This is a genomic window from Citrobacter sp. VF227 (genome assembly GCF_052950715.1).
Genome location: NZ_JBRFVF010000004.1, coordinates 1 through 16650 on the forward strand (window position 1 = coordinate 1; position 16650 = coordinate 16650).

At 53.0% G+C, this 16650-nt stretch carries 19 protein-coding genes; 2 read left to right on the forward strand and 17 right to left on the reverse strand.

The features are described from left to right. Positions 1 to 48: 48 nt before the first annotated feature. Together ACU8YC_RS14575 and ACU8YC_RS14580 are read right to left on the reverse strand one after the other, a co-directional pair. Complete coding sequence (locus ACU8YC_RS14575) at positions 49 to 513, reverse strand: YjiG family protein (RefSeq protein ID WP_151218217.1); 465 nt, start codon at positions 511 to 513, stop codon at positions 49 to 51. Further along, the gene (locus tag ACU8YC_RS14580; protein WP_446895478.1) at positions 510 to 1229 is read right to left on the reverse strand and encodes a nucleoside recognition domain-containing protein; all 720 of its coding nucleotides are present in this window, start codon (positions 1227 to 1229) and stop codon (positions 510 to 512) included. Before ACU8YC_RS14580 ends, ACU8YC_RS14575 begins: the two co-directional genes overlap by 4 nt. 520 nt (positions 1230 to 1749) lie before the next feature. On the opposite strand from ACU8YC_RS14580, the gene mutS reads away from it, so the two are divergent. Further along, positions 1750 to 4317 carry a DNA mismatch repair protein MutS gene (gene mutS, locus ACU8YC_RS14585; protein ID WP_446895479.1) on the forward strand — a complete coding sequence of 856 codons (2568 nt, stop codon included), beginning with the start codon at positions 1750 to 1752 and terminating at the stop codon, positions 4315 to 4317. A 109-nt stretch (positions 4318 to 4426) separates the two neighbouring features. Here the strand turns inward: mutS and ACU8YC_RS14590 are convergent, their stop codons facing one another. The 4 genes from ACU8YC_RS14590 to ACU8YC_RS14605 form a co-directional block, all read right to left on the reverse strand. Further along, a complete protein-coding gene (locus tag ACU8YC_RS14590; RefSeq protein WP_003034202.1) occupies positions 4427 to 4579 on the reverse strand; it encodes a Hok/Gef family protein in 153 nt (50 codons plus the stop codon). A 241-nt stretch (positions 4580 to 4820) separates the two neighbouring features. Further along, complete coding sequence (locus ACU8YC_RS14595) at positions 4821 to 5057, reverse strand: non-oxidative hydroxyarylic acid decarboxylases subunit D (RefSeq protein ID WP_151218219.1); 237 nt, start codon at positions 5055 to 5057, stop codon at positions 4821 to 4823. A 10-nt stretch (positions 5058 to 5067) separates the two neighbouring features. Further along, positions 5068 to 6495 carry a non-oxidative hydroxyarylic acid decarboxylases subunit C gene (locus ACU8YC_RS14600; RefSeq protein ID WP_187258912.1) on the reverse strand — a complete coding sequence of 476 codons (1428 nt, stop codon included), beginning with the start codon at positions 6493 to 6495 and terminating at the stop codon, positions 5068 to 5070. After that, positions 6495 to 7088: a non-oxidative hydroxyarylic acid decarboxylases subunit B gene (locus ACU8YC_RS14605; protein WP_151224256.1), complete on the reverse strand. Its 594-nt coding sequence runs from the start codon at positions 7086 to 7088 to the stop codon at positions 6495 to 6497. The genes ACU8YC_RS14600 and ACU8YC_RS14605 overlap by 1 nt, the downstream gene beginning before the upstream one ends. Positions 7089 to 7245: 157 nt before the next feature. On the opposite strand from ACU8YC_RS14605, the gene ACU8YC_RS14610 reads away from it, so the two are divergent. Next, on the forward strand, positions 7246 to 7650 hold the full coding sequence (locus tag ACU8YC_RS14610) for a MarR family winged helix-turn-helix transcriptional regulator (RefSeq protein WP_151224257.1): 405 nt from the start codon (positions 7246 to 7248) through the stop codon (positions 7648 to 7650). Positions 7651 to 7747: 97 nt separating this feature from the next. On the opposite strand, the gene rpoS is transcribed toward ACU8YC_RS14610, so the two are convergent. The 11 genes from rpoS to cysN all read right to left on the reverse strand — a co-directional run bounded on the left by rpoS (position 7748) and on the right by cysN (position 16648). Beyond that, positions 7748 to 8740, reverse strand: coding sequence for an RNA polymerase sigma factor RpoS (gene rpoS, locus ACU8YC_RS14615; protein WP_000081498.1), 993 nt, complete (start codon positions 8738 to 8740; stop codon positions 7748 to 7750). A 62-nt stretch (positions 8741 to 8802) separates the two neighbouring features. Further along, positions 8803 to 9930 carry a murein hydrolase activator NlpD gene (nlpD, locus tag ACU8YC_RS14620; RefSeq protein ID WP_446895480.1) on the reverse strand — a complete coding sequence of 376 codons (1128 nt, stop codon included), beginning with the start codon at positions 9928 to 9930 and terminating at the stop codon, positions 8803 to 8805. Between the two features lie 120 nt (positions 9931 to 10050). Further along, positions 10051 to 10677, reverse strand: a complete 627-nt coding sequence (locus ACU8YC_RS14625) for a protein-L-isoaspartate(D-aspartate) O-methyltransferase (protein ID WP_286543804.1) — start codon at positions 10675 to 10677, stop codon at positions 10051 to 10053. Beyond that, positions 10671 to 11432 (reverse strand): 5'/3'-nucleotidase SurE, encoded by a 762-nt coding sequence (gene surE / locus ACU8YC_RS14630; protein WP_151218225.1) that lies wholly within the window; start codon positions 11430 to 11432, stop codon positions 10671 to 10673. The genes ACU8YC_RS14625 and surE overlap by 7 nt, the downstream gene beginning before the upstream one ends. Then, positions 11413 to 12462: a tRNA pseudouridine(13) synthase TruD gene (gene truD, locus ACU8YC_RS14635; protein ID WP_151224259.1), complete on the reverse strand. Its 1050-nt coding sequence runs from the start codon at positions 12460 to 12462 to the stop codon at positions 11413 to 11415. Before truD ends, surE begins: the two co-directional genes overlap by 20 nt. After that, a complete protein-coding gene (gene ispF, locus ACU8YC_RS14640) occupies positions 12459 to 12938 on the reverse strand; it encodes a 2-C-methyl-D-erythritol 2,4-cyclodiphosphate synthase (protein WP_151224260.1) in 480 nt (159 codons plus the stop codon). Before ispF ends, truD begins: the two co-directional genes overlap by 4 nt. A gap of 66 nt (positions 12939 to 13004) precedes the next feature. After that, positions 13005 to 13700 carry a 2-C-methyl-D-erythritol 4-phosphate cytidylyltransferase gene (gene ispD, locus ACU8YC_RS14645; protein ID WP_151218227.1) on the reverse strand — a complete coding sequence of 232 codons (696 nt, stop codon included), beginning with the start codon at positions 13698 to 13700 and terminating at the stop codon, positions 13005 to 13007. A gap of 18 nt (positions 13701 to 13718) precedes the next feature. Then, complete coding sequence (gene ftsB, locus ACU8YC_RS14650) at positions 13719 to 14030, reverse strand: cell division protein FtsB (protein WP_151218228.1); 312 nt, start codon at positions 14028 to 14030, stop codon at positions 13719 to 13721. A 214-nt stretch (positions 14031 to 14244) separates the two neighbouring features. Next, the gene (locus ACU8YC_RS14655; RefSeq protein ID WP_151218229.1) at positions 14245 to 14568 is read right to left on the reverse strand and encodes a DUF3561 family protein; all 324 of its coding nucleotides are present in this window, start codon (positions 14566 to 14568) and stop codon (positions 14245 to 14247) included. Between the two features lie 47 nt (positions 14569 to 14615). Further along, positions 14616 to 15221 (reverse strand): adenylyl-sulfate kinase, encoded by a 606-nt coding sequence (cysC, locus tag ACU8YC_RS14660; protein WP_187253121.1) that lies wholly within the window; start codon positions 15219 to 15221, stop codon positions 14616 to 14618. Next, on the reverse strand, positions 15221 to 16648 hold the full coding sequence (cysN, locus tag ACU8YC_RS14665) for a sulfate adenylyltransferase subunit CysN (protein WP_446895481.1): 1428 nt from the start codon (positions 16646 to 16648) through the stop codon (positions 15221 to 15223). Before cysN ends, cysC begins: the two co-directional genes overlap by 1 nt. Positions 16649 to 16650 lie beyond the last annotated feature (2 nt).

Consider the following 16650-nt stretch of genomic DNA (forward strand, 5'->3'; position numbering starts at 1 on the left):
CGTTTGCAGTTCATTAATGTATTTTTCCAAATCCATGGTCATTCCTTATCAGAGAATAATGCGCATCAGCAGCATCGCTAAAAAAGCGTTCAGAACGGAGATAATTATCATCAGGGGAATACGTTTAGCGCTGGTGCCAATAACGCCGAGAATGCGGCCCAAATACTGTACCTGCGACCCCATCAGATAGATTGCCGGTGCCAGAATAGCCAGATGTTCGCCGGTCAGAATGCCTTTATCAAACAGACCAATCGCTACCCCAATCCCACCGCCCATCGACATCCAGCCGCCAATCAATACCGCTGCGGCTTCGCCGGGAAGACCAAAAAGACCCATTAGCGGTGCGAACACCATACCAAGCCCTTTCAGCGCGCCGGTAATCTCCAGCGCTTTGATGATGATAAACGCCATCACCACGTTTGGCAGAGTGCTGGTTGTCGCAATATTCCAGCCTTTACGGGCCCCTTCGACAAAAACATCAGTAATAACCGGATTAGAGGTTGGTGCGCTCATGATGCTTCTCCTGGAGCAGTTGACTGGGTTTTCTTACTGGTAAAAGTCAGGATCAGACGCATTACATTGGCGCCAACAATTTTCATAATGAACATCACAGCCACGCACGCGCCAATAGACGCTGGCACGACTGGAGTACCGTCCACCGCCATCAGCGTGAACAGAATGGCACCGGAGGAAAAGAAGTTGGTGATCATTGCCCCAGCAGAGAACTGGAACATGGCGAAAATATCTTTTTCGTTTTGCGTAATTTCGCCTTCGTCGGCCAGATTTCGCGTTAACGATGCGCCAACGTCGGTGCTCTGCAGGCTGCCGATCAGCGCCAGGCCGGTATTTCCGGGGATCCCCATCAGAGGACGCAGCAGAGGAGTTAATAAACGACGTGCCGCACGCAAAGCGCCATAGTGTTCAAGCACGTTGATCATGCCAAGGGCAAACATGACAGCAGGAATTAATCCCAGTGCAAAGAGAAAACCATCCATGGCACCGTGACCGCCGGTACCACGAAACGCACTGGTCGTTGTCGTCAGCGTATCCCCCTCGAGACTCGCTTTACTGACGACTTTACCGAAAGCACCGTTCAGGGTGGTGAAATCAAATACGCCATACCATTCTTTGCCGCCGAGTAGTCCGGAGAAAAATACTGCAGCGAATGCCAGAGCAAAATAAGCTCCCGGCCCTACCTTATTATCCTGAGAGGGTAAACTCATATCCATTTCCTTATTGATGTAGAGAATCACCGCATCATTTTGGATACGCAAGGAATAAATAAAGTGATTTAAATCATTTCTGTGGCGTGTACATTCCAGAAATTTTAAAAAATGTGACGTATTAGAGTTTGCCCTTTAAATAAAACCATCTCGTTAATATTTAAATTAATCATTAGTTATGTAATGAATAGTAAACATGCAACTGGGAGGGTGAGCCACCTTAAATTAAATAAATAAAAAGATTTACAGATATAATAAATTATGCCGCTGTAAAACTTTCTTACAACTCCACTCCTTCCCACAAATACCAGGCGTATTTAATGTCATTTTTTGTAGCGGCAAAACCTACGGGTGAATCTCAGTCGTTGTCGGTGATAAGATAGACTATTCTGGCCGAGCCAAAGCTCGTCGTTACTGCCCGTCAGGCGGCTTTCGAATGACAAATTTGTGGGTTTATGCAAGTTTCCAGGGGCTTGCATGAGACTACCCAGGTACCCAAAAAGATTAAAAAAAGAGCAAAGAAGATATGAAAGAGTCACTTGATAAGGACTTCTCTAACCACACGCCGATGATGCAGCAGTATCTCAAGCTGAAGGCTCAGCATCCGGAAATACTGCTGTTTTACCGCATGGGCGACTTTTACGAACTGTTTTATGACGACGCTAAACGCGCGTCTCAGCTGCTAGATATCTCCCTGACCAAACGTGGCGCATCTGCGGGCGAGCCAATCCCGATGGCGGGCATTCCTCACCATGCGGTAGAAAACTACCTCGCCAAACTGGTCAATCAGGGTGAATCTGTCGCTATTTGTGAGCAGATTGGCGATCCGGCAACCAGTAAAGGTCCGGTTGAGCGCAAAGTGGTACGCATTGTCACGCCGGGTACCATCAGTGATGAAGCGCTGTTGCAGGAACGTCAGGACAACCTGTTGGCCGCCATCTGGCAGGACAGTAAAGGTTACGGTTACGCTACGCTGGATATCAGCTCAGGGCGTTTTCGCGTCAGTGAACCCGCCGACCGCGAAACCATGGCCGCAGAGCTTCAGCGCACCAACCCTGCTGAATTGTTGTATGCCGAGGATTTCGCTGAAACTTCGCTGATTGAGGGGCGTCGCGGGCTGCGTCGTCGCCCGCTGTGGGAATTTGAAATTGATACCGCCCGCCAGCAGTTAAACCTACAGTTTGGCACGCGAGATCTGATTGGTTTTGGCGTGGAAAATGCCCCACGCGGATTATGCGCCGCCGGATGTCTGCTGCAATACGTAAAAGATACTCAACGTACCTCGCTGCCACATATTCGTTCCATCACCATGGAACGTCAGCAAGACAGCATCATCATGGATGCCGCCACGCGCCGTAATCTGGAGATCACGCAGAACCTGGCAGGTGGCTTTGATAACACGCTGGCGTCAGTACTCGACTGCACCGTGACGCCGATGGGCAGCCGTATGCTCAAGCGCTGGCTGCATATGCCTGTGCGCGACACTAAAATCCTCACCGAGCGCCAACAAACCATCGGCGCGCTGCAGGATACCACCAGCGAATTGCAACCCGTGCTGCGACAGGTGGGCGACCTGGAGCGTATCCTGGCGCGTCTGGCCTTACGTACCGCGCGTCCGCGCGATCTGGCCCGCATGCGTCATGCCTTCCAGCAATTACCGGAACTGCGTGCACAACTGGAAAGCGTAGACAGTGCCCCCGTGCAAATGCTGCGCGATAAAATGGGCGAATTTACCAAACTGCGTGAACTGCTTGAACGCGCCGTCGTCGAAGCGCCACCCGTGCTGGTTCGCGACGGTGGCGTCATTGCCACGGGTTACAATGAAGAGCTGGACGAGTGGCGAGCGCTGGCCGATGGCGCAACCGACTACCTCGACAGACTGGAAATCCGCGAACGCGAACGCACCGGCCTGGATACGCTTAAGGTCGGGTTCAATGCCGTACACGGCTACTACATTCAGATCAGCCGTGGACAGAGTCATCTGGCTCCGATTAACTACGTGCGTCGCCAGACGTTGAAAAACGCCGAACGCTACATTATTCCGGAACTGAAAGAGTACGAAGACAAAGTTCTGACGTCAAAAGGCAAAGCGCTGGCGCTGGAAAAACAGCTGTATGACGAGCTGTTCGACATGCTGCTCCCGCACCTGGCGGATTTGCAGCAAAGCGCCAGCGCGCTGGCGGAGCTGGACGTACTGGTCAACCTGGCGGAACGTGCTTATACGCTGAATTACACCTGTCCGACCTTCACCGATAAACCCGGCATTCGTATTACCGAGGGGCGTCATCCGGTGGTCGAGCAGGTGCTGACCGAGCCGTTTATCGCCAACCCGCTCAACCTCTCGCCCCAACGACGGATGCTGATCATCACCGGGCCGAATATGGGCGGTAAAAGTACCTATATGCGCCAGACTGCATTGATTGCGCTACTGGCCTACATCGGCAGCTATGTTCCGGCACAAAAAGTCGAGATAGGGCCTATCGATCGTATCTTTACCCGCGTGGGGGCAGCGGATGATTTGGCATCGGGTCGTTCCACCTTCATGGTAGAAATGACCGAAACTGCCAACATTCTGCATAACGCCACCGAGAACAGCCTGGTGCTGATGGATGAGATTGGCCGTGGAACCTCCACCTACGACGGTCTGTCGCTGGCATGGGCGTGCGCGGAAAACCTGGCTAATAAAATCAAAGCATTAACCTTGTTTGCGACCCACTACTTCGAACTGACTCAGTTACCGGAGAAGATGGAAGGCGTCGCTAATGTGCATCTGGATGCGTTAGAGCACGGCGATACCATCGCCTTCATGCACAGCGTTCAGGATGGTGCGGCGAGCAAGAGCTATGGTCTGGCAGTAGCTGCCCTTGCAGGGGTGCCGAAAGAAGTTATTAAACGCGCGCGGCAAAAACTGCGCGAACTGGAAAGCATTGCGCCGAACGTTGCCGCGACCAAGGTCGATGGTACGCAGATGTCGCTGCTTTCAGTGCCTGAAGAAACCTCCCCCGCCGTTGAAGCGCTGGAAAACCTCGACCCGGATTCACTAACGCCGCGTCAGGCGCTGGAGTGGATCTATCGGTTGAAGAGCCTGGTGTAAAAATGCAGTGCCCGACGGCGCTTTGCTTATCGGGCATTGGGCTACACGGGAATGGGTGCGAGAGGACAGTACCGGACCATCAAGACGCGGGGTTTCCCCCGCGTTGTAGCTACTTCTTCGGTTCGTAAGCGAGAACAGCTTTAAACTCCATACCACGTTCTTTAATACTTAACTCGCACAACGAATCTCGCACCATTAACGTGAATCCCAGCGCCGTAAAACACAGCACTACAATTGCCACAAGGGCATATTTTGTCAGCATGTCTTGCCTCCCTGCAAAGAAGAGACTAACATCCAAATTGTTCAGGTTTGTACGCTAGCCTCAGGTTGATAGAACTATCTCCTGGGGCTTTTGTCTTTCCGGGACCTTGCCAATGCTCAAAGCTCAGAAAGCCTCAAGCACCCGCCGCTATTCTATTCCCGATACCGCTGTAACAAATCAATTTATCAATACGTTACGAGTCTGCGCGCAAAAAAAGACCCGGAATCCCGGGCCTTCAGTATTAGCGCTTACCTTCCGCCAGCAGCGGCGGAATACTCGGCACCATTGGTGCGTCATCGATATCTTTTTGCGTCATCCGAAACGCCTCCGGATAGTGCTCCCGGCTGGTGCGGCGAAGCGGTTCGGTATTACGCCAGGTGTACAGACAATGCTGGCACTGATATACCGTCCAGACATCTTTCACCGGCGAGTTCGCCATCACTTCAATATGTTCATCGGCACAACGGGGACAAATCATCTGCAACTCCTTATTTACGGTTAGCCAGCATGGCGGTCAGCTTTTCAGCCCAGGCTTTCGTTTCCGGTAAATCACATACCGGCTGGCTGTAGTGCCCACGGTTATCCGGCGCAACCGGCGTGGTGGCATCTATGATTAACTTGTCGGTAATCCCCGCCGGACTGGAGCCCGGATCAAGTTCCAGCACCGACATATTCGGCAATTGCACCAGATCCCCCGCCGGATTAACTTTCGAAGACAGCGCCCACATCACCTGCGGCAGATTGAACGGATCAACATCCTCATCAACCATAATCACCATTTTCACGTAACCCAGACCATGCGGCGTGGTCATTGCCCGCAGCCCGACTGCACGGGCAAAGCCACCGTAGCGTTTTTTGGTGGAGATAATCGCCAGCAAACCGTGGGTGTACATGGCGTTCACCGCCTGTACTTCCGGGAATTCAGCTTTCAGCTGTTGATAAAGCGGTACGCAGGTTGCTGGCCCCATCAGATAGTCGATTTCCGTCCACGGCATCCCGAGATACAGCGATTCAAAAATCGGTTTACTGCGATAAGAGACTTTATCGATACGCACCACGGTCATGTTACGACCACCAGAATAGTGGCCGGTAAACTCACCAAAAGGACCTTCGATTTCACGTTTACGGCTTTCAATGACCCCTTCGAGGATCACTTCTGAACCCCATGGCACGTCAAAGCCAGTGAGCGGTGCGGTGGCGATCGGATACGGGCTTTCGCGCAGCGCCCCCGCCATTTCGTATTCCGACTGATCGTACTTCAGCGGCGTAGCCCCCATCAGGGTAATAATCGGATCGTTACCCAGCGTGATGGCAATCGGCAGATCTTCACCACGCTCTTCAGCTTTATGCAGATGCAACGCAATATCGTGCATCGGCACCGGTTGCAAGCCAAGTTTGCGTTTCCCTTTCACTTCCATACGATAAATGCCGACGTTCTGCTTTCCGAAGTTATCCGGATCCAGCGGATCGCGCGACACCACGCAGGCTTTATCGAGATAGAATCCCCCATCGCCATCATTCAGGCGAAACAGCGGCAGAATATCAAACAGGTTGATCTCCTCACCATCAACACTGTTTTCAGCCCAAGCCGGATTGGCACGACGCTCCGGCGTAACCGGAAATTTATCCCAACGACGGATAAACTCATCAATTTGTTTTTTCACCGGCGTATTGGGCGGCAGGCCTAATGAAATGGCATGATTCTGCCACGAGCCGATGGTATTCATCGCCACGCGGGCGTCGGTAAAACCACGAATATTGTCAAACCACAGCGCTGGCGCACCGTCGCCAATACGCCCGGTCGCGTTAGCCGCCGCAGCCAGATCCGGCTCAGCGTTGACCTCTTCACTGATTTTCAGCAATTGTCCCTGGTCGTCCAGCGCCTGTAAAAAGCTGCGCAAGTCATCAAATGCCATTATTCATTCTCCTGTGCAAAATTCTGCGCCTGTCGTAATCCCTGCCAGCGACGGGCGTTGGGGTGTTCCAGACCAAACTGATCGAGCACGCGAGCCACAATGTGCTGCGTGATGTCATCAACCGTTTGCGGGTGGTTATAAAACGCAGGCATCGGCGGGACCATCGCGACGCCCATGCGCGAAAGCGCGAGCATGTTTTCCAGATGAATAGTGCTAAGCGGCATTTCACGCGGAACCAGTACCAGCTGGCGCCCTTCTTTCAGCACCACATCAGCGGCGCGCCCCACCAGTCCTTCCGCATAGCCAGCACGAATACCGGCAAGGGTTTTCATACTGCAGGGGATAATGATCATGCCGTCAGTACGAAACGATCCGGAGGAGATGGTCGCCGCCTGGTCCGCCGGGTTGTGGCAATAATCGGCTAACGCTGACACATCACGGACGCTGTATGGTGTTTCCAGTTCAATGGTGGTTTTGGCCCACTTTGACAGCACCAGATGGGTTTCTACCCCCGGCATTGCCCGCAGCGCCTGCAGTAGCGACACACCAAGCGGTGCGCCGGTCGCCCCGGTCATTCCTACAATCAGTCTCATTTCGCCCTCAATTTTGTTCGTGTACGAACATTTTATTAAAATACTCCCTCGATGCATTCCGGACAAGAGCACCTCGCACAGATTGCTAAAGCAGCAATGGTTAAACTATGACGCGTTACCCGTTAAGATAGAGACTGACAGATATTCCGGAGCTCTCATGCCGTTAAGAAACACAGCCTTCCACCTTTTACGTCAGCTTTTTCAGCAGCATACGGCTCGCTGGCAACATGAATTACCGGATCTGACCAAACCGCAGTATGCGGTGATGCGCGCCATTGCCGAACAGCCTGGAATTGAACAGGTTACCCTGACCGAGGCAGCAGTCTGTACCAAGGCGACGCTTGCGGAAATGCTGAGCCGAATGGAAAAACGCGATCTGGTCAGGCGTGAGCACGACCCGGCAGATAAGCGTCGGCGGTTTGTTTATTTGACCGCGCAAGGAGAAGCGTTACTGGCCAGCGCAACCCCACTGGGAAATGACGTAGATGATGAGTTTTTGGGGCGGTTATCTGATGAAGAGCGTGAGCAGTTCACACGTCTGGTGCGTAAGATGATGGGGTAATTTATCGGATTGCGGCTATTCCTTACCCGGCCTGGACACATCGTCAAAGAAAAAGGCCAGTCCCAATGAGACTGGCCTTTCTTGATAGAACTAGTGCTTACTCGCGGAACAGCGCTTCGATATTCAGCCCCTGAGTCTGCAGAATTTCACGCAGACGACGCAGACCTTCAACCTGAATCTGGCGAACACGTTCACGAGTGAGGCCAATTTCACGACCCACATCTTCCAGTGTCGCAGCTTCGTACCCCAGCAGACCAAAGCGACGTGCCAGCACCTCACGCTGTTTGGCGTTCAGTTCGAACAGCCATTTGACGATGCTCTGTTTCATATCATCGTCTTGCGTGGTGTCTTCCGGACCGTTTTCCTTTTCATCGGCCAGAATATCCAGCAACGCTTTTTCGGAATCGCCACCCAGCGGGGTGTCTACCGAGGTAATACGCTCGTTGAGTCGGAGCATACGGCTGACGTCATCAACCGGTTTGTCCAGTTGTTCAGCAATCTCTTCTGCGCTCGGTTCGTGGTCCAGTTTATGCGACAACTCACGCGCGGTACGCAGATAGACGTTCAGCTCTTTTACAATGTGAATGGGCAGTCGGATCGTACGGGTTTGGTTCATAATTGCCCGTTCGATCGTCTGGCGGATCCACCAGGTTGCGTATGTTGAGAAGCGGAACCCGCGTTCCGGGTCAAACTTCTCGACTGCACGGATAAGCCCCAGATTGCCCTCTTCAATCAGGTCCAGCAATGCCAGACCACGATTGCCATAACGACGAGCAATCTTCACCACCAGACGCAGGTTACTTTCAATCATGCGACGGCGAGATGCGACATCTCCACGCAGTGCACGACGCGCAAAATAAACTTCTTCTTCGGCTGTTAACAGTGGTGAATAACCAATCTCACCAAGGTAAAGCTGAGTCGCGTCCAACACACGCTGTGTGGCCCCCTGCGATAACAGCTCTTCTTCAGCCAGGTCGTTATCACTGGGTTCCTCTTCACTCAAGGCTTTTTCATCAAAAGCCTCTACTCCGTTCTCATCAAATTCCGCATCTTCATTTAAATCATGAACTTTCAGCGTATTCTGACTCATAAAGGTGGCTCCTACCCGTGATCCCTAACGGAACTAGCACGTGAAAGCCTGGTTCCGCCGAATTATCGCTGCGGTAAATAGCGCAGCGGGTTTACGGATTTCCCCTTGTAACGAATTTCAAAATGCAAGCGTGTTGAACTGGTTCCGGTACTACCCATGGTAGCTATTTTCTGCCCCGCCTTGATTTCTTGTTGTTCCCGGACCAGCATTGTATCGTTATGGGCGTAGGCACTCAGGTAATCATCGTTATGTTTGATGATAATAAGATTACCGTAACCACGCAGCGCGTTACCGGCATAGACGACGCGTCCATCTGCGGTCGCGACAATAGCCTGTCCTTTGCTGCCTGCAATGTCGATTCCTTTATTGCCACCTTCGGTAGCCGCAAAGTTTTCGATCACTTTGCCGTCAGTCGGCCAGCGCCAGGTAGAGATTGGCGAACTGGTTGACGTTGAGTTTGCAGTTGATTCGGTTGCGCTAACTGCCGGAGCCGTTACAGGCGCTGTGACTACAGTCCCAGCAGGCTTGTTGTTCGGCAACATTTTATTAGCACTTTGTTCACCTGAATCCTCAGAATACGTAATTGTTGGTTTCGAAGCAACAGCAACGGTGGAATTTTGTGCAGGGTTGGTCACAACTCCTTGCTGTGCTGCATCCGCCTGGGTGATGGCATTACCACCAGTAATCGGTGCGCCAGACGCGTTGCCCACTTGCAGAGTTTGACCGACATTCAGGCCATACGGGGCCGGAACGTTATTGCGTTGTGCGAGGTCACGGAAATCGTTCCCGGTGATCCAGGCAATATAGAAAAGGGTATCGCCTTTCTTAACAGTATAAGTACTGCCGCCCGTATAGCTACCTTTCGGAATATTCCCATACTTACGATTGTATACAATACGACCGTTTTCCATCTGTACAGGTTGCTCTGCTACAGGCTGAATTTGTGTTGGCTGTGTGGTTGGCCGCTGCACCGGCTGGATCTGTGGCGTCTGCTGTACCGTCGACGTCGAGCCCATTTTTGGTGGAGGCGTAATCAGCATGCCGGAGCTGGTATTCGTTGATGCAGCGCCGTTAACCGAGCTGACCGGTGCTGGTGGATTCGAGGTATTTGAACAACCTGCCAGCCATAATGAAACCAGTGACAATGCCGCAATACGGCTAACGGTAAATTTGTGGCTTCCCGCGCTCATTTATCCCCCAGGAAAAAAATTGGTTAAAACCCATGACGTAATCACCGTGCAAGGCATCGTCACAATACGCTTACCTGTTCCAGAATATCCAGGAAAACTCCAGGTATTCACAGCCGATATCTACGCAAGCTCCCCTTTTACTAAGGGAACGAAACGTACGGCCTCCACGGTATCGATAATAAATTCGCCTCCCCGACGACGCACCCGTTTCAAAAACTGGTGCTCATCGCCCACGGGTAAGACGAGAATGCCGCCCTCATCCAACTGCATCATCAATGCGGTTGGGATCTCAGGCGGCGCAGCCGTTACAATGATAGCGTCAAACGGGGCTCGCGCGTGCCAGCCTTGCCATCCATCACCATGACGGGTCGAAACATTATGTAAATCAAGCTGCTTCAGGCGACGACGCGCCTGCCACTGCAAACTTTTAATGCGTTCAACGGAACACACATGATGCACCAGATGCGCCAGAATCGCCGTCTGGTAGCCAGAGCCAGTTCCAATTTCCAGCACCCGAGACTGCGGCGTTAACTCCAGCAGTTCGGTCATCCGCGCTACCATATAAGGCTGCGAAATCGTCTGCCCCTGACCAATCGGCAGGGCAATATTGTCCCAGGCCTTATGTTCAAACGCCTCATCAATGAATTTTTCACGCGGCACGGCGGCGAGCGCATCGAGAACAAGCTCATCTCTGATGCCCTGCGCACGTAATTGTTCAAGAAGAGTGTGTACGCGTCTGCTTACCATTGCGTGTCGACTCCCACGCTGTCTAACCAGTCAGAAACCACTTCATGTGCGCCGTATGCGGTTAAATCGACATGCAGCGGCGTGATGGAAACATAGCCTTCATCGACCGCGGCAAAATCCGTATCCGGCCCGGCGTCGCATTTTTCTCCCGGTGGCCCGATCCAGTACAGCGTATTGCCGCGCGGGTCCTGCTGTGGAATAACCAGATCCGCCGGATGACGACTGCCGCAGCGGGTGACGCGGATCCCTTTAATCTCATCCAGCGGTAAATCCGGCACGTTGATATTTAAAATGCGTCCGGTGCGCAGCGGTTCACGACTCAGCGCCCGTAAGATACGGCAGGTGACCGCCGCAGCGGTATCGTAGTGTTTATGACCATCAAGTGAAACAGCCAGCGCAGGGAACCCGAGGTGACGACCTTCCATCGCCGCCGCAACGGTACCGGAATAGATGACATCATCACCCAGATTTGGACCCGCGTTAATACCAGAAACGACAATGTCCGGACGCGGACGCATTAATGCGTTCACACCCAGATAGACGCAGTCGGTAGGCGTACCCATTTGTACGGCAATATCGCCGTTATCATAGGTAAACGTGCGAAGTGAGGACTCCAGCGTCAGCGAGTTAGACGCGCCACTGCGGTTACGATCCGGGGCAACCACTTGTACATCAGCAAACTCACGCAGCGCTTTCGCCAGCGTTTGTATACCGGGTGCGTGGACCCCATCATCGTTACTCAGCAATATACGCATAATCACCCATTGTGTTAATAAGTTCCCTTACAACACTGGTGGCGAAGCTACCTGCCGGTAGCCAGAAACGTAACTCAACGGTTACGTCATCCCACCAGTTCCAGCTTAATTGTTGTGGATACAGCAACATAGCGCGACGCGACGCGTCGACTTTCTCGCGCAATAACAGAGACTGCAGCGCGGTTTCATCAGCAACAGCGGCTTCTTCAAACGCCAGTGCGTCGCGTTGAGTTCCCCACTCACCGCAGCCCGGCAATGCCGCTGTTATCATCAATTCTTTCTCATCGACGCGACGCTGTAATTCAGTTTGTTCTTCCTGTGTGGCGACAAACCAGCTTCCGCGCCCCGATAATTGTAGCGCATCGCCGTCAACAACTTGATTAAAGTCTGTTTTTTTCAGGCGTTCACTGGCTATCTGATTAAACAACGCGCTACGGGCCGCCGACAACCAAAAACTGCGTTTATTGCGATCGCGCACCGGCGCATCGCTTTGCGCCCAACGCAACGCTCCTTGCAGGTTGCTGCCGCCGATACCAAAACGTTGAGTGCCAAAATAGTTCGGTACGCCGCGCTCGCTAATCGCCTGCAAACGCGCTTCAACATCATTTCGCTCACTCACCTCACGCAGCACCAGCGTAAATTCGTTGCCTTTCAGCGCCCCTAAACGCAGCTTACGCTTGTGGCGCGCGTACTCCAGCACTTTACAACCTTCAAGCTCAAATTTGCTTAAATCAGGCATCGCATTGCCCGGCACGCGCGCGCACAGCCACTGTTCCGTGACCGCATGCTTATCTTTCTGCCCGGCAAAGCTGACTTCACGGGCGTGAATTTTCAGGAACTTCGCCAATGCGTCAGCGACAAAACGGGTGTTACAGCCGTTTTTCAGGATACGCACCAAAACATGCTCGCCTTCGCCATCCGGTTCAAAGCCTAAATCTTCGACGACGACAAAGTCTTCCGGGTTTGCTTTCAGGACGCCATGGCCCAGTGGTTTGCCATGGAGATACGTCAGATCTTCAAACGCAGTCATTTCGTTGCCTTAATGAGTAACGCCACCGCTTCGCAGGCAATCCCTTCCCCACGCCCGGTAAAACCGAGTTTTTCCGTGGTGGTCGCTTTCACGTTAACATCTTCCATATGGCAGCCGAGGTCTTCGGCAATAAACACACGCATTTGCGGAATGTGAGGCAGCATCTTCGGCGCCTGAGCAATAATCGTCACATCCACATTACCAAGCGTATAGCCTTTGGCCTGAATACGCCGCCAGGCTTCACGCAATAATTCACGACTATCTGCACCTTTAAAGGCCGGGTCGGTATCCGGGAAGAGTTTACCGATATCCCCCAGCGCGGCCGCGCCAAGCAGAGCATCGGTTAGCGCATGTAACGCCACATCGCCATCAGAATGCGCCAGCAATCCTTTTTCATACGGAATGCGCACACCACCAATGATAATTGGGCCAACGCCGCCAAAAGCGTGTACGTCGAAACCGTGTCCAATTCGCATTATGTCTTCTCCTGGTATACACATCATCCTTCAAGCTGCCTCGTTGCAGCGTGAAGGATAAAGTGTCTAGATAGTTCGGGTCAGATAAAATTCCGCCAGCGCCAGGTCTTCCGGGCGGGTGACTTTGATGTTGTCAGCACGTCCTTCAACCAGCTGTGGATGAAAGCCGCAATATTCCAGCGCCGAGGCTTCGTCCGTAATGGTTGCGCCTTCATTGAGCGCACGCGTCAGGCAGTCGTGCAACAGCTCGCGTGGGAAAAACTGCGGCGTCAACGCATGCCATAAATCGTTGCGATCGACCGTATGCGCTATGTCTGTTCGCCCCGGCTCCGCGCGCTTCATTGTGTCGCGTACCGGTGCGGCAAGGATCCCACCGGTACGGCTGGACTCGCTGATTGCCAGCAAACGGGCCAGATCATCCTGGTGCAGACACGGACGCGCGGCATCATGCACCAGCACCCAACGGGCCCCCCCTGCGGCTTGCAAACCGGCAAGGACAGAATCGGCACGCTCGTTGCCGCCATCCACCACGGTAATTTGCGGGTGCGCAGCAAGTGGAAGTTGGGCAAAGCGGCTGTCGCCTGGGCTGATAGCGATGACGACTCGCGTCACCCGGGGATGCGCCAGCAGCGCATCAACCGAGTGTTCGAGAATGGTTTTATTGCCTATAGAGAGGTACTGCTTAGGACACTCTGTTTGCATTCGGCGGCCAAACCCGGCAGCCGGCACCACGGCGCAAACGTCCAATAAAGTGGCTGCCATGTTAAATCCCTGGACGGTTTATCGATTGTTTTGCCCTACAGTCTGAGCGCGTTTAGACGCGTCAGGCACCAGACGATAAAAGGTTTCGCCCGGCTTAGTCATACTAAGTTCGTTGCGCGCACGCTCCTCAATAGCCTCTTGTCCGCCATTGAGATCGTCAATTTCGGCAAAAAGCTGATCGTTACGCGCTTTAAGTTTCGCGTTTGTAGCTTGCTGCGCAGCAACATCATCGTTGACGCGACTATAGTCATGTATGCCGTTCTTACCGAACCACAGCGAATACTGCAGCCAGACTAATAAAGCCAGCAACAGCAGCGTTAGTTTACCCATCCTGCCCCCTGAAAAACGGCATTAACATCCCATAATTTCCGCAGACAACTTTACATCAACGGTCGGGAATGCCGCGACAACGCGGGCAAATGTACCACATTTGCCCATTGTTACGTATACCCCGTGTAAGGAGAACATAATCTCATTGTTGGTTACGGTTTGAATTATGACCAGAGAGTGAACAACGTGGCGATTGTTAAAAAAGGGCGTTTACCTAACCCAGCAACCATAGAAATAGTGCGCCAAACATCGCCCCAACCACCAACAGGGTGCAGATAATGCTCAGCAGCAACCGTCCCTTCAATAGCGAGTGCAAAGCAATACCCGCGACAATCGCCACGGGCAGCAATGCGAGGAAAAAGGGCCAGGTATAAATGAAGAAAAACAGTGTATTAGGGCCATACATCAGACACGGGAATCCCAGCGCCAACAACCACGCGATAAAACCGACCACGGCCCCCGGTAGTGACCAGGTGGTTTCGTCGTCGGCGGCGAAGGTATCCGACTCTGTAATAGTAATGTTATGGCTGTTACGCATATCTAATCCTGTGACCGTGACTGACCGGGCATGTGAGCTCGGGTGTCTCAGGATCTGATAATATCTTCCTGCCTCAGCAGGTCTAATAATTGGGGTACCAAATTTGTTACCAATTGTTCACCATTAAGATGAATCTCTGGCGATTCAGGCGCTTCGTATACTGAATCAATTCCGGTGAAATTGCGCAACTCACCCGCCCGCGCTTTTTTATACAGCCCTTTTGGATCGCGTGCTTCACACGTTGCTAATGGCGTATCGACAAAAACCTCAATAAAACGCCCTTCGCCAACCCGCTCGCGGACCATTTTGCGCTCGGCGCGATGCGGCGAGATAAAGGCGGTCAACACCACAAGACCCGCATCCACCATCAGGTTAGCCACTTCACCAACCCGACGAATATTCTCCTTACGATCGGCATCACTAAATCCAAGATCGCTGCACAGACCGTGACGCACGTTATCGCCATCCAAAAGATAAGTACTCACCCCCAGCTTATGCAACGCTTCTTCCAGCGCCCCTGCTACCGTGGATTTACCGGAACCTGACAGCCCGGTAAACCACAGCACAACACCACGATGACCGTGGCGTTGTTCCCGCTGTTGCGGTGTAACAGGATGGGCATGCCAGACGACGTTTTCGTCATGCAGCGCCATTATTGTCCTCCCAGCAGATCGCGCGCGTCCCAGTGTGGGAAGTGGCGACGCACCAGCGCATTAAACTCCAGCTCAAACGCGCTGAACTGAGAAGCCGCCGCGTGCTCCTGAATGATTGGCTCACGTACTAACCCCGCGCCAACGGTAACGTTGGTCAGGCGGTCAATAATAATCAGCCCGCCCGTTACCGGGTTCTGTTGATAGGTATCCAGCACCAGCGGCTCATCAAAGGTGAGATTAACCAGACCGATGCCGTTTAGCGGTAGCGCTTCAACGTCACGTTGGGTAAGGTTATTAATATCGACCTGGTACTGCACGCTATCAACGCGTGCGCGGGTCTTCTTGCCTGCAACTTTGATGTCGTAACTCTGTCCAGGCGACAGTGGTTGTTCCGCCATCCAAACCACATCAATGGCAGCGCTTTGTACCGCCGGCAAAGCCTCGCCGGCATCAAGCAGCAGATCGCCCCGGCTGATGTCGATCTCATCTTTCAATACCAGGGTTATCGCTTCTCCCGCATGCGCTTCCTGCAAGTCGCCATCAAACGTGACGATCCGCGCTACGCTGGACTCAACGCCGGACGGCAGCACTTTGACGCGCTGCCCGACCTTCACGCTACCGGAGGCCAGCGTTCCGGCATAACCACGAAAATCCAGATTCGGTCGGTTCACATACTGCACCGGGAAACGCATCGGTTGCGTATCAACACTACGTTGAATCTCAACGGTTTCAAGCACTTCCAGCAGCGTCGGACCGCTGTACCACAGCATGCTGTCGCTTTGCGAAGCCACGTTGTCGCCTTCCAGCGCAGAGAGCGGCACAAACCGGATATCCAGGTTGCCCGGCAACTGTTCAGCAAAAGTAAGATAGTCTTCGCGAATGCGGTTAAATGTCTCTTCGCTAAAGTCCACCAGATCCATTTTGTTGATCGCCACCACCAGGTGTTTGATCCCAAGCAGCGTGGAGATAAAGCTATGACGACGAGTCTGATCCAGCACGCCTTTACGCGCATCGATCAGCAGGATCGCCAGGTCGCAGGTCGACGCACCGGTGGCCATGTTACGGGTGTACTGCTCATGACCCGGGGTATCCGCAATGATAAATTTACGCTTCTCGGTAGAGAAATAACGGTAAGCCACGTCGATGGTGATGCCCTGCTCACGCTCGGCCTGTAAGCCGTCAACCAATAACGCCAGATCGAGCTTTTCGCCCTGGGTGCCGTGACGTTTGCTGTCGTTGTGCAGCGATGAAAGCTGATCTTCGTAAATTTGACGCGTGTCATGCAGCAGGCGACCAATCAGGGTACTTTTCCCGTCATCCACGCTACCGCAGGTTAAAAAGCGCAGCAGACTTTTGTGTTGCTGGGCAACCATCCAGGCTTCAACGCCGCCTTCATTAGCAATTTGTTGTACAAGTGTCGTATTCATGG